The 20,116-nt window shown below is 64.9% G+C and carries 15 protein-coding genes; 7 read left to right on the forward strand and 8 right to left on the reverse strand.

Features of this window, described 5'->3' with window-relative positions:
• Nucleotides 1-21: 21 nt before the first annotated feature.
• From aceF to AWB82_RS37675, 3 genes are all read right to left on the reverse strand, one after another.
• Nucleotides 22-1,650, reverse strand: coding sequence for a dihydrolipoyllysine-residue acetyltransferase (gene aceF / locus AWB82_RS18570; RefSeq protein WP_086969724.1), 1,629 nt, complete (start codon nucleotides 1,648-1,650; stop codon nucleotides 22-24).
• A 79-nt stretch (nucleotides 1,651-1,729) separates the two neighbouring features.
• Nucleotides 1,730-4,423, reverse strand: a complete 2,694-nt coding sequence (gene aceE, locus AWB82_RS18575; protein ID WP_086969726.1) for a pyruvate dehydrogenase (acetyl-transferring), homodimeric type — start codon at nucleotides 4,421-4,423, stop codon at nucleotides 1,730-1,732.
• A gap of 142 nt (nucleotides 4,424-4,565) precedes the next feature.
• Nucleotides 4,566-4,709, reverse strand: coding sequence for a hypothetical protein (locus AWB82_RS37675; RefSeq protein WP_159462600.1), 144 nt, complete (start codon nucleotides 4,707-4,709; stop codon nucleotides 4,566-4,568).
• On the opposite strand from AWB82_RS37675, the gene fixL reads away from it, so the two are divergent.
• The 6 genes from fixL to AWB82_RS18605 all read left to right on the forward strand — a co-directional run bounded on the left by fixL (nucleotide 4,708) and on the right by AWB82_RS18605 (nucleotide 13,771).
• Complete coding sequence (fixL, locus tag AWB82_RS18580) at nucleotides 4,708-7,242, forward strand: oxygen sensor histidine kinase FixL (RefSeq protein WP_086969729.1); 2,535 nt, start codon at nucleotides 4,708-4,710, stop codon at nucleotides 7,240-7,242. The genes AWB82_RS37675 and fixL overlap by 2 nt on opposite strands.
• Nucleotides 7,239-7,874, forward strand: coding sequence for an oxygen response regulator transcription factor FixJ (gene fixJ, locus AWB82_RS18585; RefSeq protein WP_086969731.1), 636 nt, complete (start codon nucleotides 7,239-7,241; stop codon nucleotides 7,872-7,874). Before fixL ends, fixJ begins: the two co-directional genes overlap by 4 nt.
• A gap of 207 nt (nucleotides 7,875-8,081) precedes the next feature.
• Entirely contained in the window at nucleotides 8,082-9,476 is a 1,395-nt protein-coding gene (locus tag AWB82_RS18590; protein ID WP_200818140.1) for a DUF3300 domain-containing protein, read from the forward strand.
• Nucleotides 9,477-9,535: 59 nt separating this feature from the next.
• Nucleotides 9,536-10,438 (forward strand): DUF2950 domain-containing protein, encoded by a 903-nt coding sequence (locus AWB82_RS18595; RefSeq protein WP_235023346.1) that lies wholly within the window; start codon nucleotides 9,536-9,538, stop codon nucleotides 10,436-10,438.
• 205 nt (nucleotides 10,439-10,643) lie between these two features.
• Complete coding sequence (folD, locus tag AWB82_RS18600; protein ID WP_086969735.1) at nucleotides 10,644-11,498, forward strand: bifunctional methylenetetrahydrofolate dehydrogenase/methenyltetrahydrofolate cyclohydrolase FolD; 855 nt, start codon at nucleotides 10,644-10,646, stop codon at nucleotides 11,496-11,498.
• Nucleotides 11,499-11,659: 161 nt separating this feature from the next.
• Nucleotides 11,660-13,771 carry a M3 family metallopeptidase gene (locus AWB82_RS18605; protein ID WP_086969737.1) on the forward strand — a complete coding sequence of 704 codons (2,112 nt, stop codon included), beginning with the start codon at nucleotides 11,660-11,662 and terminating at the stop codon, nucleotides 13,769-13,771.
• Nucleotides 13,772-13,816: 45 nt separating this feature from the next.
• Here the strand turns inward: AWB82_RS18605 and AWB82_RS18610 are convergent, their stop codons facing one another.
• Together AWB82_RS18610 and AWB82_RS18615 are read right to left on the reverse strand one after the other, a co-directional pair.
• The gene (locus tag AWB82_RS18610; protein ID WP_086969739.1) at nucleotides 13,817-15,094 is read right to left on the reverse strand and encodes an amidohydrolase family protein; all 1,278 of its coding nucleotides are present in this window, start codon (nucleotides 15,092-15,094) and stop codon (nucleotides 13,817-13,819) included.
• A 69-nt stretch (nucleotides 15,095-15,163) separates the two neighbouring features.
• Nucleotides 15,164-16,012: a nitrilase-related carbon-nitrogen hydrolase gene (locus AWB82_RS18615; RefSeq protein WP_086969740.1), complete on the reverse strand. Its 849-nt coding sequence runs from the start codon at nucleotides 16,010-16,012 to the stop codon at nucleotides 15,164-15,166.
• A gap of 90 nt (nucleotides 16,013-16,102) precedes the next feature.
• Between AWB82_RS18615 and AWB82_RS18620 the strand changes: the two genes are divergently transcribed.
• On the forward strand, nucleotides 16,103-17,002 hold the full coding sequence (locus AWB82_RS18620) for a LysR family transcriptional regulator (RefSeq protein WP_086969742.1): 900 nt from the start codon (nucleotides 16,103-16,105) through the stop codon (nucleotides 17,000-17,002).
• On the opposite strand, the gene AWB82_RS18625 is transcribed toward AWB82_RS18620, so the two are convergent.
• From AWB82_RS18625 to AWB82_RS18635, 3 genes are all read right to left on the reverse strand, one after another.
• A complete protein-coding gene (locus AWB82_RS18625) occupies nucleotides 16,986-17,579 on the reverse strand; it encodes a GNAT family N-acetyltransferase (protein WP_086969744.1) in 594 nt (197 codons plus the stop codon). The two genes, AWB82_RS18620 and AWB82_RS18625, sit on opposite strands and share 17 nt — an antisense overlap.
• A gap of 31 nt (nucleotides 17,580-17,610) precedes the next feature.
• Complete coding sequence (locus tag AWB82_RS18630; RefSeq protein WP_086969746.1) at nucleotides 17,611-18,321, reverse strand: response regulator; 711 nt, start codon at nucleotides 18,319-18,321, stop codon at nucleotides 17,611-17,613.
• Nucleotides 18,314-20,116: DUF4118 domain-containing protein (locus tag AWB82_RS18635; protein ID WP_143756771.1), on the reverse strand; the 1,803-nt coding region annotated here is incomplete at its 5' end. The genes AWB82_RS18630 and AWB82_RS18635, both read right to left, overlap by 8 nt.

The raw sequence follows: 20,116 nt of genomic DNA on the forward strand, positions 1-20,116 counted from the left end.
CGAACGAAGCGCGCGCCACGATCAAAGAATGATGCGACGGAAATCCGCCAGAATCGCCGACAGATAAGCGTTAAAGCGCGCAGCGGAGGCACCGTCGATGACGCGATGGTCGTACGACAGCGACATTGGCAGCGTGAGGCGCGGCACGAACTGCTTGCCGTCCCACACCGGCTTCTGATAGCCGCGCGACAAACCGAGAATCGCGACTTCGGGCGCGTTGATGATCGGCGTGAAGTGCGTTCCGCCGATGCCGCCCAGCGACGAGATCGAGAAGCAGCCGCCCTGCATCTGATCGGGCTTGAGCTTGCCGTCGCGCGCGAGCTTCGACAACTCCGCCATTTCCTTGGCGATATCGACGAGGCCCTTCTTGTCGGCGTCGCGGATCACCGGAACGACGAGGCCGTTCGGCGTATCGGCCGCGAAACCGACGTGGTAGTACTTCTTGAACACGAGGTTGTCGCCGTCCAGGCTCGCGTTGAAGTCCGGGAACTTCTTGAGCGCCGAGACCACGGCCTTGATGACGAACGCGAGCATCGTGAACTTCACGCCCGCCTTTTCGTGTTCCTTGTTCAGCTTGATGCGCAGTTCTTCGAGCTCGGTGATGTCCGCTTCGTCGTTGTTCGTGACGTGCGGAATCATCACCCAGTTGCGATGCAAATTCGCGCCCGAGATCTTCTTGATGCGCGACAGCGGCTTCGGATCGACCGGGCCGAACTTCGTGAAGTCGACCTTCGGCCACGGCAGCAGCCCCAGTTCGCCGCCACCGCCGCCAGCCGGAGCCGCCGCTGCGGGCGCTGCGCCCTGACCGGACATGACGCCCTTCACGAACGCGGTGATGTCGCCTTGCGTGATGCGGCCCTTCGGACCCGAACCGCGCACGCGCGACACATCGACGCCGAGTTCGCGCGCGAACTTGCGCACCGAAGGCGAAGCGTGGCTCGACGTGCGCGTGCCGTCGCCGGCCGGCATGACGGGCGCCTGCGCGAGCGCGGAAGCCGGTTCCTTCGACGGCGCGGGCTTGGCCGGCGCATCGGGCGGCGCTTCGACCGGCTTCGGCGCTTCCTGCTTCGCGGCGGGCGCCGCGGCCGCGCCGCCGTCGCCGCCTTCCAGCACGATGATCAGCGTGCCTTCCGACACGTTATCGCCGACTTTGACCTTCAGTTCCTTGACCGTGCCCGATGCAGGCGAAGGCACATCCATGGTCGCCTTGTCGGATTCGAGCGTGACGAGCGACTGTTCCTTCTCGACCTTGTCGCCCACCTTCACGGCGATCTCGATGATCGGAATGTCCTTGAAGTCGCCGATGTCCGGCACCTTCACTTCGACCGTACCGCCGCCGCTCGCTGCTGGCGCTGGTGCCGGTGCAGGCGCCGCCGCAGGTGCAGCCGCAGCCGCCGGTGCCTCTGCGTTGGCGGTTTCCAGCACGATGATGAGCGTGCCTTCCGACACGTTATCGCCGACCTTGACCTTCACTTCCTTCACGACGCCTGCTGCCGAACTCGGCACGTCCATCGTGGCCTTGTCGGATTCCAGCGTGACGAGCGATTGCTCAGGTTCGACCGTATCACCCACCTTGACCAGCACCTCGATCACGGGGATATCCTTGAAATCGCCGATGTCCGGCACTTTGACTTCGATCGCTTGACTCATTATTAGTGTCTCCAGGGCTGCACGCGGCCTCTTTCCGTTTCGGAAAGAGGCCGCGTCACAACGCTCGGGGGCGATGCCTTTAGACGGTCATCGGATTGGGTTTGGACGGGTCGAGGTTGTACTTCTTGATCGCCTCAGCGACGACCCTTCGCTCGATGGTGCCTTCGTCGGCCAGCGCGTTGAGCGCAGCCGCCGTCACCCAGTAGCGGTCGACTTCGAAGAAGTGGCGCAGTGCTTCGCGCGTATCCGAGCGGCCGTAGCCGTCGGTGCCGAGCACCACGAACTTGTTCGGCACATAGCCGCGAATCTGGTCGACGAGCGCGCGGATGTAGTCCGTCGATGCGATCACCGGACCCTTCGCGCCCTTGAGCAGCGCCGTGACGTGCGGCTGGCGCTTCTCTTCGGTCGGATGCAGGAGGTTGTAGCGCTCGCACGCCTGACCGTCGCGCGCCAGTTCGGTGAAGCTCGGCACGCTCCAGAGGTCGGAGCTCACGCCCCAGTCGTTCTTGAGCAGTTCGGCGGCGGCGATCACTTCGTTGAAGATCGTGCCCGCGCCCAGCAACTGGACGTGCGCCTTGCCCGCGGCATCGGCCTTCCTGAACGCGTACATGCCCTTGATGATGTCCGCAGCAACGGCGTCGCCTTGCGGGATCGCCGGATGCTCGTAGTTCTCGTTCATCACCGTGATGTAGTAGTACACGTCCTCCTGCTCCGCGACCATGCGGCGCAGGCCGTCCTGCATGATGACGGCGAGTTCGTAGCCGAACGTCGGGTCATAGCTCACGCAATTCGGGACCGAAGCCGCCCACAAGAGCGAGTGGCCGTCTTCGTGCTGCAGGCCTTCGCCGTTGAGCGTCGTGCGGCCAGCGGTGCCGCCCAGCAGGAAGCCGCGCGAACGCATGTCGCCCGCCGCCCACGCCAGGTCGCCGATACGCTGGAAGCCGAACATCGAGTAGAAGATGTAGAACGGGATCATGATCTCGCCGTGCGTCGAGTACGACGTCGCGGCCGCGATCCAGTCACACATGCCACCCGCTTCGTTGATGCCTTCCTGCAGGATCTGACCGGTCTCCGATTCCTTGTAGAACATCAGCTGGTCGGAGTCTTCCGGAATGTACTTCTGGCCGTCCTGATTCCAGATGCCGATCTGGCGGAAGAGGCCTTCCATGCCGAAGGTGCGCGACTCGTCCGGGACGATCGGCACGATGCGCTTGCCGAGCGCCTTGTCCTTCAGAAGGATGTTGAGAATCCGCACGAACGCCATCGTCGTGGAGATTTCGCGGCCTTCGCCCGTGCCCTTGAGCAGCGGCTCGAATGCAGCGAGCGCCAGCACCGGCAGCGACTCCGCCTTCTCGCGGCGCGCCGGCAGATAGCCGCCCAGATCCATGCGCTTCTGGCGCATGTATTCGAGTTCCTTCGAACCTTCCTCGAACGTGAGATACGGCACGTCGACGATTTGCTCGTCGGTCAGCGGCAGACGGAACTGGTCGCGGAATTTCTTCAGCGTGTCGATCGGCAGCTTCTTCTGCTGGTGCGTGATGTTCATCGCCTGGCCGTGCTCGCCCATGCCATAGCCCTTGATGGTCTTGGCGAGGATGACGGTCGGCGCGCCCTTCGTCTTGGTCGCTGCGTCGAAAGCCGCGTAGATCTTGTGCGGATCGTGGCCGCCGCGATTCAGGTTCCAGATGTCTTCATCGGACCAGTCGGAAACCAGCGCCTTCAGTTCCGGCGTATTGAAGAAGTGCTCGCGCACGAACGCGCCCGACTCCGACTTGTACGTCTGGTATTCGCCGTCGACGACTTCCATCATGCGGCGCATGAGCGCGCCAGTTCTGTCGCGCGCGAAGAGCGCGTCCCAGCGGCTGCCCCAGATGACCTTGATGACGTTCCAGCCCGCACCGCGGAATTCGCTTTCGAGTTCCTGGATGATCTTGCCGTTGCCGCGCACCGGACCGTCCAGACGCTGCAGATTGCAGTTGATGACGAACACGAGGTTGTCGAGACGCTCGCGGCCGGCCATGCCGATCGCGCCGAGCGATTCCGGCTCGTCCGTTTCGCCGTCGCCGAGGAACGCCCAGACCTTGCGGCCTTCTGTCTTCGCCATGCCGCGCGCCGCCATGTACTTCATGAAGCGCGCCTGATAAATCGCCATGATCGGGCCGAGGCCCATCGACACGGTCGGGAATTGCCAGAAATCCGGCATCAGCCACGGGTGCGGATACGACGAGATGCCCTCGCCGCCCACTTCCTGGCGGAAGTTGTTCAGTTGCTTCTCGGTCAGGCGGCCAAGCAGGAACGCGCGCGAGTACACGCCCGGCGACGAGTGGCCCTGCACGAACACGAGGTCGCCGCCGTGTTCTTTCGACGGAGCGTGCCAGAAGTGATTGAAGCCGACGTCGTACAGCGTCGCGGCCGATGCGAACGATGCGATGTGACCACCGACGTTCGTGTCCTTGCCGGCGCGCAGCACCATCGCGATGGCGTTCCAGCGGGTGTACGAGCGGATCCGGTGTTCGATGTCCTGATCGCCCGGGATCTTCGACTGCGAGGCGACGGGGATCGTGTTGATGTACGGCGTGTTCGCCGAGAACGGCAGGTGCTCGCCGTGCACGCGGGCGAATTCGATCTGTTTCTCGATCAGGTAGTGCGCGCGATCAGGACCGACCGCGGAAATCACGCCGTCGAGCGCATCGAGCCACTCGGCGGTTTCCTGAGGATCGTCGTCCTTGGCGTTGGCGACATATTTGAGAACTTCGTCGGGTACAGCGGACATGCTCGTCTCCTGATGTGAGGAACACTCTCTCTGAAAACCGCCGGCGCACGCCGATCGAAGGCGGGCACTGGCCGCGTGCCGGCAATTTTAAAGAGGGTCCAGACCATGATGCAAGGAATTTTTCAAATCATGAGAGTTCATCTCACCATGCGAAAAATTGTTGCAACGCACCGTCCGATAAGACTTTTTTGTTCAGATGTTTCTCCTCCTTTTCCCGCAATCGAGCTTTCTTTACCGTCTTTTTACGCCAATTAACAATCAGGCGCTGCGTTACAATCGCTTCCATGTTGACCGAACGGCTGATCAAACGCTCGGCGCGAGTCGGGCGCAAGCCGACCGACGCCTCGCCCTCCCGCTGGCACCACGGACCGTGGTGGTCGAACTCCTATTTACTCACGCCGCTTATTTCGATCCTGGTATTCCTGGTCGTGATGAGTCTCATTCTCTGGAGTCTGAACCGGCGCGAGCAACAGCAGCAGGAAGACACGCTCTACCGCAACGTCGCCTGGGCCCAGCAACAAATACGCCTGTCGATGACCGGCGCGCAGGAGCAGATTCAGGCGCTCGCACGCGACATCGCGACCGGCCACGGCGACCCGCAAACTTTCCAGACGTCGTCCACCGACATCATGCAGGGGCATCCCGAGATCCTCTACATGAACTGGTACACGAGCGAGCATAAGCCGCGCTGGCCCAATACGCCGCTGCCCGTGCTCGGTTCACGTCTGGCGAAACCGAACGACACGCAAATGGACGAGGCGCTGCAAGCCGCGTTCGACGAAGCGCGCACCACTCGCCGCCAAGTCTACTCGCCGTTGCTCTACGACGATCTCGGTAATGGCTATATCACGCTGCAAACGCCGGTTTTCCGCGACCGCGAGTTCCTCGGCTCGGTCGCCGCGGTGTTCTCGATCGAAGGCGTTCTGAAGCACGACATTCCGAGCGAATTGTCGGCGAAGTACAAGATTTCCATCACCGATTTGAACAACCGCGAGCTCGCCACGACGTCGAGCCGCCCGCGCCTGCCGCGCGACATGTTCTACGACCTGCCGCTCGACCCGCCCGGACAAGGTTTGTCGGTGCGCGTCTATTCGTATCCGCAACTCACGAACTTCACCAACAACACGCTCGTCTGGCTCGTCGCGGGTTTGTCGTGCTTCGTGCTGTGGAGTCTCTGGAGCCTGTGGAAACACACGCGTCAGCGCTTCGAGGCGCAGCAGGCGCTCTACGCCGAAGCGTTCTTTCGCCGCGCGATGGAAAACTCCGTGCTGATCGGCATGCGCGTGCTCGACATGCACGGCCGCATCACGCACGTGAATCCCGCGTTCTGCCGCATGACGGGCTGGGACGAGAGCGATCTCGTCGGCAAGAACGCGCCCTTCCCGTATTGGCCGCGCGACGCGTATCCGGAGATGCAGCGTCAGCTCGACATGACCCTGCGCGGCAAGGCGCCCTCTTCCGGGTTCGAACTGCGCGTGCGCCGCAAGGACGGTTCGTTCTTCCACGCGCGGCTTTATGTCTCGCCGCTCATCGACAGTTCGGGCCGTCAGACGGGCTGGATGTCGTCGATGACCGACATCACCGAACCCAAGCGCGCGCGCGAAGAACTCGCCGCCGCGCACGAGCGCTTCACGACGGTGCTCGAAAGCCTCGACGCCGCCGTCTCTGTGCTCGCCGCCGACGAAGCCGAACTGCTCTTCGCGAACCGCTATTACCGGCATCTTTTCGGCATTCGTCCGGACGGTCATCTGGAGCTCGCGGGCGCGGCGTTCGACGGCAGTTCGCAAAGTTCCTCCGACACCATCGACATGGTCGACACCTACGCGGGCCTGCCCGCCACCGCGCTCACCGAAAGCTCGGCAGATGCGCAGGAGGTCTACGTCGAAGGCATCCAGAAGTGGTTCGAGGTGCGCCGCCAGTACATTCAATGGGTCGACGGCCATCTCGCGCAAATGCAGATCGCAACAGACATCACCCAGCGCAAGCAGGCGCAGGAACTCGCGCATCAGCAGGAAGAGAAGCTCCAGTTCACGAGCCGTCTGATGACCATGGGCGAAATGGCTTCGTCGCTCGCGCACGAGTTGAATCAGCCGCTCGCCGCGATCAACAACTATTGTTCGGGCTGCGTCGCGCTGGTGAAGTCCGGGCGCATGACGCAGGAAACGCTTCTTCCCGTGCTCGAAAAGACCGCGCAGCAGGCGGTGCGCGCGGGCATGATCATCAAGCGCATTCGCGAATTCGTGAAGCGCAGCGAGCCCAAGCGCCAGGCCGCGCGCGTCGCGGATATCGTCGCGGACGCGGTCGGTCTCGCCGAGATCGAGGCGCGCAAACGCAAGATCCGCATCGTCACCGAAATTCGCTCGCGCATGCCGGTGATCTACGTCGACCCGGTTTTGATCGAACAAGTGTTGGTCAACCTGTTGAAAAACGCGGCCGAGGCGATGCATGATGCGAAACCGAACGCCGTCGATCCGGTGATACGCGTCGTCGTGAAGCGCATGGACGGCGGCGTCGTGTGCATCAGCGTGGTCGATCAGGGTCCGGGCGTGGACGAGGCGACCGCCGAGCGCCTCTTCGAACCGTTTTACAGCACCAAGTCCGACGGCATGGGCATGGGGCTGAACATCTGCCGCTCGATCATCGAGTCGCATCGCGGACGACTTTGGGTGGTCAACAACGTCGAAGCGGACGGCCACGTGACCGGCGCGACCTTCCACTGCAGCCTGCCGATCGGCGAAGTGGAAGGCAGCTCGGGCACGGGCGGCACGGATGCGCAAGACGAACATACGAGACAACAAACAGTTACGGGAGAACTATGAGCACAGTCACCACTCAGGAAACCGTCTTCGTCGTCGACGATGACGAAGCCGTACGTGATTCCTTGCGTTGGCTGCTCGAAGCAAACGGCTATCGCGTTCAGTGTTTCTCCAGCGCGGAATCGTTCCTCGACGTCTATCTGCCGGTCGCCCATTCCGGCGCGATCTCCTGTCTGATTCTCGACGTGCGCATGGCCGGCATGACGGGTCTCGAACTGCAGGAGAAACTCATCGCCGAGAATTCGCTTCTGCCGATCATCTTCGTGACGGGTCACGGCGACGTGCCCATGGCCGTCTCGACGATGAAAAAAGGCGCGATGGACTTCATCGAAAAGCCGTTCGACGAAGCCGAACTGCGCAAGCTCGTCGAGCGCATGCTGGAGAAGGCGCGCAACGAAAGCACCAGCGTGCAGCAGCAGCGCGCCGCCGCCGAACGCCTCGGCAAGCTGACGGCACGCGAGCATCAGGTGCTGGAGCGCATCATCGCGGGGCGCCTCAACAAGCAGATCGCCGACGATCTCGGCATCAGCATCAAGACGGTCGAAGCGCATCGCGCGAACATCATGGAGAAGCTCTCCGTGAACACGGTCGCCGATCTGCTGCGTCTCGCGCTGTCGAACAAACCGCAGCAGTAACGACTGCGGCACGCCCCTTCGCGGCCGGCATCGACATGCCGGCCGCGCCTTTATCGGCGCGCTTTCGAGCGAATGCGCCCGCGTCTTCCTCCCACGAAGTTCGTTGTCTGCCGAACTGAAAAGTGATATTGGCTGAATCACGCCGGATCACTACCCGATGTTCTCGCTTCATTCCGGCTATTCGCAACGTCTTGCACGGGGGATTCGATGTCGAAACGAATTCGGGTCATTGGTTCGCGTATCGGCACGGTGAGAGCGATCGCACTCGCCGTCACGCTCGCCGCCATGCCGCTTTTCGCCGCGTATTCCGGCGACGCGCAGGCGCAGAACGCCGCGCCAGCCGGCCAGAAGCTCACGAACCAGCAACTCGATGCGCTGACCGCGCCGGTCGCGCTGTATCCCGATGCGCTGCTCGCGCAAGCGCTGATGGCGTCGACGTATCCGTCGCAGATCACAGACGCGGCCGCATGGTCGAAGGCGAATCCGAACGTCAAGGGCGACGACGCGGTTAAAGCCGTGCAATCGGAGCCGTGGGACCCGAGCGTGCAGTCGCTCGTCGCGTTCCCGCAGGCGCTCGCGACGATGGCCTCCAAGATCGACTGGGTAACGCAGCTCGGCAACGCCTTCATCGCGCAGCCGAGCGATGTGATGGACTCGGTTCAGCGTCTGCGGCGCGCGGCGCAAACCGCGGGCAATCTCAAGACGAACGAACAGCAAAAGGTCACGAGCGCGCCCGCGCCGGCGGGCAGCACGACCACCAGCACCACGGTGATCCAGATCGAGCCGGCCAATCCACAAGTGGTCTACGTGCCGACCTACAACCCGACGGTCGTGTACGGCACCTGGCCTTATCCGGCGTATCCGCCGGTCTACGTGCCGCCGCCTCCGGGCTATGCGATGGCGTCGGCGTTCGTTGGCGGCCTCGCGTTCGGCGCGGGCGTCGCGGTCGCGAATTCGCTGTGGGGCAATTGCGACTGGAATCGCGGCGACGTGAACGTCAACGTGAATCGCTATAACAACGTCAACGTGAACAACCGCATCAACGCGAACAGCAACAACGTGCGCTGGAACCGCAACGATCCGCAGTTCAACCGGACCAACGTCGCCGCGAACCGCCAGAACACGTTGAATAACGCGAACCGGGGCGCAAATGCCAACCAGTTCCGCGGCCGCGAGGATGCCCGCGCTCAAGCCGCCCAGACGCTGCAGCAGCGCACCGGCCAGAATCTCAACGAGTCGGCGAGTCAGCGCGCGCAGAGCATCCGCCAGAGCGGCGGCCCGAACGCGCGCGACACGAGCGATCTGCATCAGCGCTCGCAGAACGTGAATCGCGACAACGCGCTGCGCGGCGCGGGCGACGGCAACGGCGCGCGGCAGGACATGCAGCGCGGACAGGCGAGCCGCCAGTCGTTCGCCAATCAGTCGCACGATCGCGCTGGTGCGGGCGGCGGCGTTCAGCGTCAGGCGGGTGGCGGCGGCAATCCAGGCGTGGGCGCAGGCGGAGGCGGCGTGCAGCGCGGCGGCGGCGGTGGGGGCGGATTCCACGGCGGCGGAGGCGGCGGCGGCGGCCATCGAGGCGGCGGCGGAGGCTTCCGCCGTTGATGATCGAGTCCATCGTCAAGCGCCGCGGATGCGGCGAACGCCAGACCCAGGAGCCCGACATGAAGACCTACGCCTCATCGAAGAAGTCCGTCCTGCTTGTATTCACAGCCGCGTCGCTCATGCTCGGCGCGTCGCTCGCGCACGCGCAGGCCGTTTTCCCGACTGCCGAAGCGGCGGCGCAAGCCTTCACCGACGCCATCGCGACCAACGACGAGACCGCACTCGCCAAAGTTCTCGGCAAGGACCATCGCCAATATGTGCCCGAAGGCAGCATCGGCGAGCAGGATATCTATGCGTATCTGGGCGCGTGGGCGCAGCAGCATCGCATCGTCGAGGATGCGAAACCGGTCGACGGCCATCCGGCCGCGCGTATCGAAGCGGGCACGGACGGCTGGACGCTGCCGATCCCGATCGTCAAGGTGGCGGGCGGCTGGCGCTTCGACATGCGCGCCGGGCACGACGAAGTGCTGACGAGACGCATCGGCCGCAACGAGCGCTCGGCGATGCAGGTCGCGCTCGCGGTCGTCGCCGCGCAGAACGACTATCGCAAGACGGCGGAGCGCTATGCCGACCGCTTCGTGAGCACGCGCGGCAAGCACGACGGCCTTTACTGGCAAACAGCGCCGGGCGAGCCGGAAAGCCCGCTCGGCCCGCTCGCCGCGACGATGCCGAACAAGCCGACCGACAAGGACGGCTACTACGGCTATCACTACCGCATCCTGACGTCGCAGGGCGCGAACGCACCGGGCGGCGCGAAGAACTATCTTCAGGACGGGCGCCTGACGCAAGGCTTCGGCCTGATCGCGACGCCCGCGCGCTACGGCCAGACCGGGGTAATGACCTTCATCGTCAATCAGGACGGCCAGATCTACGAGAAGGATCTCGGCCCGGCAACAACCAGCGCCGCGGCGGCGATCAAGTCGTTCAACCCGGATTCGTCGTGGCGGGCGGCGACGCCCTGAGCGTCACGCGGATGGGCCGGCGAAACGTGCGATAGCGCCCGGCGGTATAATTTCGCCCTTCTCAAGGGCGCATCTGCCGCGCATTGGCAAAGAAAGCGCCCAGCACCATGCGCGAGCGCCGCGCACCGCCGCCGCACGAAAGCGGCGGGCGCGGCGTCGGCTTCACGCCCTCGCGCGCCCTCGCCCATCCTCGATCCGACTCGCCATGACCGCCCAACTCATCGACGGCAACGCCCTTTCCAAGACCCTTCGCGCCGACGTCGCCCAGCGCGCCGCCGCCCTCACCGCCCGTGGCCACCAGCCGGGCCTGGCCGTCGTGCTCGTCGGCGAAAATCCCGCGAGCGAAGTCTACGTGCGCAACAAGGTGAAGGCGTGCCAGGACAACGGCCTCTTCTCGGTGATGGACCGCTTCCCCGCGACGCTCGCCGAAAACGAACTGCTCGCGCACATCGCGAAACTGAACGCCGATCCGTCGATCCACGGCATTCTCGTGCAACTGCCGCTGCCCGCGCACATCGACAGCCACAAGGTCATCGAGGCGATCGCGCCGGAAAAGGACGTCGACGGCTTTCACGTGGCCAATGCGGGCGCGCTCATGACGGGCAAGCCGCTGTTTCGCCCGTGCACGCCCTACGGCGTGATGAAGATGTTCGCGGCGCACGACATCGACCTGAAAGGCGCGAACGCGGTCGTGATCGGACGTTCGAACATCGTCGGCAAGCCGATGGCGCTCCTCTTGCTCGAAGCGGGCGCGACCGTCACGATCTGCCACAGCAAGACGCGCGACCTCGCGAAACACACGCGCGACGCCGATGTAATCGTCGCCGCGGTCGGCCGCCGCAACATCCTCACCGCCGACATGGTGAAGCCGGGCGCGACGGTCATCGACGTCGGCATGAACCGCAACGACGAAGGCAAGCTGTGCGGCGACGTCGATTTCGCGGGCGTGAAGGAAGTAGCCGGCTACATCACGCCGGTGCCGGGCGGCGTCGGCCCGATGACCATCACGATGCTGCTCGTCAACACGATCGAAGCGGCCGAGCGCGCGGCGCAGGCGTAAAGTCCGGCGCGGGGGCGCGGCTCGGGTACGAATCGGCCCCTTGAAAACAATCGATTGGAATTTGCCGCGCCCGCCCCAATAATCTCGAAACGAGCCGGCGCGGGCCGCCCAGGTGCGACACTCCCCGCCCGCGCTTCACCCAACACCAGAACGGGAGAGCCATGAGCGATAACACGTCCACCCCGGCAGCGGCCAATCCGCTGCTCGATTTCTCCGATCTTCCGCGTTTCGGCGAGATTCAACCGGCGCACGTCACGCCCGCGCTCGATGTGCTGCTCGCCAGCGCGAAGGCCGCAGTAGACCGCGCGAGCGCGCCCGAGACGCCCGCGACGTGGAAAGACGTCGTCGAGGCGGTCGAGCAGGAATCGGAAAAATTGTCGCGCGCGTGGGGCATCGTCGGCCATCTGAACGCCGTTGCCGATACCCCCGAACTCCGCGCCGCGCATGCCGAAAACCTGCCGCGCGTCACCGAATTTTCCGCGAGCGTCGGTCAGAATCTCGCGCTCTACGAAAAGTACAAGGCAATCGCCGCCGGAACCGAATTCGCCGGCTTGTCGGCCGAGCGCAAGAAGATCCTCGAAAATTCCCTGCGCGATTTCCGTCTCTCGGGCGCCGAATTGCCCGAAGACCGCAAGCCGCGTTTCGCGCAGTTGCAGGAAGAGCAGGCGGCGCTGTCCAAGGCGTTTTCCGATCACGTGCTCGATTCCACCAACGCGTACGCGTACATCGTCACGCAGAAGAGCGATCTCGCCGGCCTGCCCGACGACGTGATCGAAGGGGCTCACGAAGCCGCGCAGCGCGACGGAAAGGACGGCTGGAAGTTCACGCTGCATTTCCCGTCCTATTTCCCGGTGCTGCAGTATTCCGAACATCGTCCGATGCGCGAGGCGATGTATCGCGCCTACGTCACGCGCGCGTCCGAACTCGGTGAAACTTACGGCGACGGCAAAGCCGAATGGGACAACACGGCGAACGTCGCCGAGCATCTGAAGTTGCGCGAGGAAGAAGCGAAGACGCTCGGCTATCAGAACTTCGCGGAGGTGTCGCTCGCGCCGAAGATGGCGCAATCGCCCGCGCAAGTCATCGCGTTCCTCGAAGACCTCGCGAAGCGCGCCCGGCCCTACGCCGAAAACGACTGGATGGAACTGCGCGCGTTCGCCGCGACCGAGCTCGGCATGCCCGAGCTGCAGCCGTGGGATATCGCGTATGCGGCGGAGAAGCTGCGTCAGAAGCGCTATTCGTTCTCCGAGAACGAAGTGAAGCAGTATTTCCCGCAGGAAGCCGTGCTGAAGGGCCTGTTCAAGGTCACGGAGACGCTCTTCAACGTGTCGATCCGCCGCGATGAGGCCGCCGTGTGGAATCCGGACGTGCGCTTTTTCCGCGTCGAGAACAAGGACGGCACGCTCGTCGCGCAGTTCTATCTCGACCTCTACGCGCGCGAAGGCAAGCGCGGCGGCGCGTGGATGGACGACGCCCGTTCGCGTCACAAGCGCATCGAAGGCGGCGTGCAGACGCCGGTCGCGTATCTCACCTGTAACTTCTCGGCACCGGTGGGTGGCAAACCCGCGTGCTTCACGCACGATGAAGTCATCACGCTATTCCATGAGTTCGGGCACGGTCTGCATCACATGCTGACGCGCATCGACGAGCTGGGCGTGTCGGGCATCAACGGCGTGGAGTGGGATGCGGTCGAGTTGCCGTCGCAGTTCATGGAGAATTTCTGCTGGGAATGGGACGTGTTGACCGACATGTCCGCGCACGTCGAGACCGGCGCGCCGCTGCCGCGCGAACTCTTCGACAAGATGCTCGCCGCGAAGAACTTCCAGAGCGGCCTTGGCACGCTGCGCCAGATCGTCTTCTCGATGTTCGACATGGTGCTGCACACGTCCTACGATCCGGCCGACGCGACGCAGAACGCGAACGATCTCGCGCGCGCGATCAACGAGAAGTTCCATGTGATTCCGCAGGCGCCGTTTTCGCGCTGGCCGAACACGTTCAGCCATATCTTCGCGGGCGGTTACGCGGCGGGCTACTACAGCTACAAGTGGGCAGAAGTCCTGTCCGCCGATGCCTACGCCGCGTTCGAGGAAGCCGCGAAGGCCGGCAACGGCTCCGTGCTCGATGCGACCACGGGCACGCGTTACCGCCGCGAGATTCTCGAAGTCGGCGGCAGCCGTCCGGCGATGGACTCGTTCAAGGCCTTCCGTGGCCGCGAGCCGGACATCGACGCGTTGCTGCGTCATAACGGCATGTCGGAGCAGACGCTGCACTGACGCCTCGCCCCGAAAAAACCCCACGTCGCAAAAACGTGGGGTTTTTTATCGCCTGTCGATCCGGAAATCGATCTCCTCCGGCCGCCCTTCGAGCGCCAGCGTCGCGCGCACGGCGGGGCTTCGGCTCACCACCTTCCCGCGCCGGATGACGGCCGTGCGCGCCGCGCGCAGGCGAATCGCTTCTATCGGATCGCGCGCGTCGAGCACGACGCAATCCGCGTTGCAGCCCACTTCGATCCCGTAGCCTTCGAGCCCGAGAATGCGCGCGGGGTTTTTCGTGACCGCATCGAAGCACGCGCGCATCGCGTCGACGCCCGTCATCTGCCCGACGTGCAGGCCCATGTGCGCGACTTCGAGCATGTCGCCGGAGCCGAGGCTGTACCACGGGTCCATCACGCAATCGTGGCCGAACGCGACCGTGATGCCCGCCGCCATCAGTTCCGGCACGCGCGTCATGCCGCGCCGCTTCGGATAGGTATCCGAGCGTCCCTGCAACGTGATGTTGATGAGCGGATTCGCGATCGCCGCGACGCCCGCTTCGCGCATCAGCGGGATGAGCTTGCTGACGTAGTAGTTGTCCATCGAATGCATCGACGTGAGATGCGAGCCGGTCACGCGTCCATGCAGGCCGAGCCGATGCGTTTCGGCCGCGAGCGTTTCGATGTGGCGCGACATCGGATCGTCGGATTCGTCGCAATGCATGTCCACGCGCAGGCCCTGCTCCGCCGCGTATTCGCACAGCAGTTTCACGGACAACGCGCCGTCCGCCATCGTGCGCTCGAAGTGCGGAATGCCGCCGACGACATCGACGCCCATCGCGATCGCGCGCTTCAGGTTCTCGAACGCGCCCGCGCTGCGCAACACGCCGTCCTGCGGAAACGCGACGAGTTGCAGATCGAGATACGGTTTCACGCGCCGTTTCACTTCGACGAGCGCTTCCACGGCCAGCAGGCGCGGATCGCACACATCGACGTGAGAACGAATGGCGAGCAGCCCGCGCGCGACGGCCCAGTCGCAATACTGCAGCGCGCGCTCGACGAGCGCTTCCTGCGTGAGATCGGGTTTCAGTTCGCCCCACAGCGCGATGCCTTCGAGCAGCGTGCCGGACGCATTCACGCGCGGCAGGCCGTAGGAAAGCGTCGCGTCCATGTGAAAGTGCGCGTCGACGAAAGGCGCGGTGACGAGCGCGCCGTTCGCATCGATCTGCTCGCGCGCGGTGGCCGAAAGATGCGGCTCGATCGCGGCGATGCGCCCCGCTTCCATGCCGATATCGACGAGTTCGTGCGAGTCCACGAGCGCCGCGCGGCGAATGATCAAATCCATGTGCGAAACCTCCGTCCCGGGCTGTTCGCCCGATTGTATCGGGACATAAAAGCCGTGCGGAGGCTCGCTTCAACCTGTCACGCGATGGCGGCCCACGACCGCGAAGCTGAGCGGCAGCGAACCGCGCGGCATTGTGCGTTCGGTTTCCGGCGCGATCGGATAGGCATCGCCCTGCCGCGTGAGCGGGCCGTAGAGATCGGGACGACGCGCGGCCCGCGCACGCTGTCCGGCGCTGGCCTCGGCCACGGACGGCCGCACGTTCGCGACGATCATGCCGTCACGCGCGTTGGCATGACGCGCGAGCACGCGGCCGTCCGGACCGACGATCAGCGCCTGCTCGCCCGATGCATGGCTGCAGGCGATATACATGCCGTTATCGGCGGCGCGCACGGCGAGTGTCGCTCGCGGCGAATGATCGCCGCGCATGGGCGCGATGAGCAGCGTCGCGCCCATGAGCGCCGTCATGCGCACGTTCTCGACGACGTCGTTGTCCGCGCCGATCAATATGCCGATACGCACGCCGCCCGGTGCAGCGAACACGGTGAAGCGGTTGCCGCTGTGCAAGCCGCGATGCGCCGGATGCAGCATGCGATGACGCACGCGCGCGCCGCCCGGAAAACATATCGCGTAGCTGTCGTAGCGCCTGCCGTCTTCCGTGCGCTCGATCCAGCCGACGCCCGCGGCGACGCCGGTCTCGTCGACGGCGGCGGCGATAGCGCGAATGAAAGGACCGTCGAACGGTTCGGCGCTTGCATCGTCGTCCGGGCCGCCGATGCTCGACGGCGGAAACACCGCGAGCCGCACGCCCTGCCGCGCGGCGTCGGCGAGCTTCCCGGCGATGAGCGCGCAATTGCGCGCGGCATCGCCATGCCGCGATTCAGGTGCGATCACGGCGATGCGAAACGAAGTGGCATCCAAGCAAAACTCCTGGAAAACGAGTGAACGCCCTCATTGAAGCGCCGCTGCATCGATAAGTAAAATGAATGTTTTGACCCGTTCGATCGCCAAATGGAATTGAAACTTCTGCGCACGTTTCTCACGATCGCCGAACTGCGCCACTTCGGCCGCGCCGCCGAAGCGCTGCATCTCAGCCAGCCCGCGCTCAGCAAGCAGATCGCGTCGCTCGAAGAAAGTCTCGGCGCGCGCCTTTTCGAACGCGGCCGTCACGGCGCCGATCTGACGACGTTCGGCGCGAGCTTCATCGACGATGCGCAATCGCTCGTGCGCGACGCCGATGCCGTGCTCGCGCGCGCACGCGAAGCCGCGAGCGGCGCGCGCGGATTTCTGCGCGTCGGCCTGTGCTTGTCGACGCTCACGCATGTGCCCAAGCTGATCGCGGCGTTCGGCGCGCTCAATCCGGGCGTGAGCATCACGCTGCACGATCTTTCGTCGCACGAGCAGACGCGCCGCATCCTCGCGAACAAGCTCGATGTGGGATTCATGCGCATGCCCGCGAGCGCCGGGCTGTCCGGCTTCAGCGTGCTCGATGAAACGCTCGCGCTCGCCGTGCCCGAGCACACGCGCCACGAGCGTCTGCCGGCGGATCTGAACGAACTGAACGAAGCGGGATTCATCGCGCTGTCGCGCATGCGCGGGCCGGGTCTCGCCGCGCAGATCGATCGCTGGTGCGCGGAGCATGATTTCGCGCCGCGCGTGATTCAGGAAGCGGACGATATCCAGTCCGTGCTCGCTTCGGTGGCGGGCGGCGTGGGCGCGGCGTTCCTGCCGTCGCGCGCGCAATATCTGCTGCGCGATGCGCGTGTGCTGACCCTGCGCGATCAGCCCGCGCGATGGCGCGTCGGACTCGCATGGCAAGCGCAACGCGACGACACGGTCACGCGCGGCTTCGTCGCGTTCATGAAGGCGCGCGTGAAGGAACTGAAGTCGCGCGCTACGCTCGATGCGTAAGCTGCATGAGCTTCGCGAGCAGCATCGCTTTGACGGCGGGCCATTCGTCGTCGATGATCGAGAAGCGCACCGAATTGCGCTTGCGGCCGTCCGGCATGATGCGCTCGTGCCGCACGACGCCTTCCTGCTTCGCGCCGACGCCGAGTATCGCCGCGCGCGATTTCTCGTTGAGCTCGTCGGTGGTGAATTGCACGCGCACGCAGTGCATCGCTTCGAACGCGTGCGCGAGCAGCAGATACTTCGCCTCCGTGTTGATGCCCGTGCGCTGCGTCGATGCCGCGAGCCACGTATGGCCGATTTCGAGCTTGCGGTTCGCGCGATCGATCTTCCAGTAACGCGTGCTGCCGACGACACGTGCATCGTCGGCTCGCACGATCACGAATGGCATGACGGTGTCGGCCTCGCGACCCGCGAGCGCGGTGTCGATATAGCGGTCGATCGTGTCTTCATCGGGCACGACCGTCACGCTCAGCTTCCAGAGTTCGCCGTCGGCGGCGGCATCGAGCAAGGCGGCGCGGTCCTCGCGTTGCAGCGGGCGAAGCTGCACGCGCTGACCGTTCAGGGTCGGTTGGCTCATCGTTGGTTTGCAGGTTGCTCGTGAGCCGACATCATAAATCGCCGCCTGAGCCGACGCCCGCCAGCCGATAACCCACGCCCGTTTCCGTCACGATATGCGCGGGCTGCGCGGGATCGCGCTCCAGCTTCTGCCGCAAATGTCCCATGTACACGCGCAGATAATGCGGATTGCCGACGTGCTCCGGTCCCCACACTTCGCGCAGCAATTGCCGATGCGTGAGCACGCAGCCCGCATGACGCATCAGCACGGTCAGAAGCTTGTATTCGGTCGGCGTCAGACGCACGGGCGCGCCTTCGCGCGTTACTTGCCGCTTGCCGAGATCGACGACGATATCGCCGAAGCGGATGGTCGGCGACTCGTCCTGCGTCTGCCCGTTGCGCCGCAACTGCGCACGCATGCGCGCGAGCAGTTCGGGCACGCCGAACGGCTTGGTCAGATAGTCGTCGGCGCCGGCGTCGAGCGCGGCCACTTTCGCCTGCTCGCCCGTGCGCGCCGAGAGCACGATCACGGGCGTCTGCGTCCAGCCGCGCAACTCGCGTATCACGTCGATGCCGTCCGCATCCGGCAGGCCGAGATCGATCACGATCAGATCGGGCTTGCGCGTCGCGGCCTCGCGCAGGCCGGCGGCGGCCGTGTCGGCTTCGATCGCCGTCATGCCGTGCGCGTGCAAGGTCGCGCGCACGAAGCGGCGAATCTGCGGATCGTCCTCGATCACGACCACCGATACGCCCGCCTCAGACATCGTCCGCTCCCGGCGCGGCGGCCTTCGATTCGACATCCTCGTCGGGCGGCAAAGCTTCAGGCGGCGCATCGTTTGCCGGCAGCGTGAACCAGAATCGCGCGCCCAGTATGCGTCCGCTCGCGTCTTCACGATTCTCGACGCCGATCTGCCCGCCATGCGCCTCCACGATCGCGCGGCAGATGGCGAGACCGAGCCCGATGCCCGGTTGCGCGGATTCCTTCTCGCCGCGCGTGAACTTGTCGAACAGACGGCTCTGCATGCCGGCGGGCACGCCCGGGCCTTCGTCGTCGATACACACGCGCACGAAGCGCGCATCGCCGTCGTGCGCAAGCGCCGCGCCGATGCGGATCGGCGTCGCGGGCGGCGTGTACTTCGCGGCGTTTTCCAGCAGATTGGCGAAGAGACGCTCCATCAGCACGGCGTCGAGTTGCAGCAACGGCAGGTTGGCCGGCACGCGCGTCTGCACGGGACGGCCCGCGAGCACCCGGCGCGAGCCCGCGAGCGCCGCGCCCACGGTTTCTTCGAGCATCGACCATTGACGGTTCAGGCGGATCGCGCCCGCCTGCAGGCGCGCCATGTCGAGCAGATTCGTCACGAGGCCGCTCATGCGCAGTGCTTCCTCGTGGATCGCGTGCACGAGTTCCTGCGACGCTTGCGAGTTGCCGCCCGCTTCGCGCGCCTCTTCCTCCAGCACCGAAGCGAAGCCGACGATCGACGTGAGCGGCGTGCGCAGATCGTGCGATATCGCGGACAAAAGCGAGTTGCGCAAGCGCTCCGATTCCATGTTGACGAGCGCGTCCTGCGCGATCTCGACGTAATGCACGCGTTCCAGCGCGAGCGCGATTTGCGACGCGAAAGTCTCGATCATGCGGCGCTGCTCGGGCACGGCGAGTTCGGCTTCGCGCTCGGTCGCGAGCGCGAGCACGCCGCGCGTGCGCATCGGCGCCTTGAGCGGCAGATAAAGCGCCTGCGCCGCGGGCAAGGTTTCCGTGCCGCGGCCCGCCGGCTTCTGCTGGTCATAGACCCATTGCGCGATGTCGAGATCGAGCCGCGCGGCATCCAGCGTCACATCGGGATTCGGCTCGTCCACTTTCTGCCGCACTTTTTCGGCGGCGTCGGGCAGGAGCATCGCAACCTTCGCCTGAAACACTTCCGCGACGTGGCGCGTGCCGATCTCGATGATCTGCTCGGTCATCAACGCGGCGCCGAGTTCCTTGGTCATCGCATACATCGCGCCGGTGCGACGCTCGCGTTGCGATGCGATGCGCGCCTCGCGCCGCAAGCTCGACGTCAGATGACTGATGATGAGCGAGGTCAGCAGCATGACGAGAAAGGTCAGCAGATACTGCGTGTCCGTCACGGAGAAAGAGAGTTCGGGCGGCACGAAGAAGAAGTCGAACGCGGCGACCGACAGAAACGACAGCATCACGCCCGGCCCGCGCCCGAGCCGCACCGCCGCGAAAATCACGCCGAGCAGATAGAGCATCACGAGATTCGTGATCGCGAACTGATGCGCGGCGAGCACGTCGGCGGCGAGCGTGATGGCGCCACCGATCGCGAGTGCGAGGAGATACGCGCGCGGCGACGAGTGCCCGCCGTCGCGCCACGTGCCAAAGGCCTGCGCGAGCGTGCGGCGTTGCTCGTCGCGCGCGCCGGTCGACACCAGCGTCACGTCGATATCCGAGCCTTGCCCGATGATGCGCTCGCTCACCGGCCGCGCGGCGAGGCGCCGCCATCCAGCGCTCGCCGATGCGCCCGCGACGAGCTTCGACACGTTGCGCATGTGCGCGTAGTC

Source organism: Caballeronia glebae (assembly GCF_001545035.1).
Classification (GTDB): Bacteria; Pseudomonadota; Gammaproteobacteria; order Burkholderiales; family Burkholderiaceae; genus Caballeronia; species Caballeronia glebae.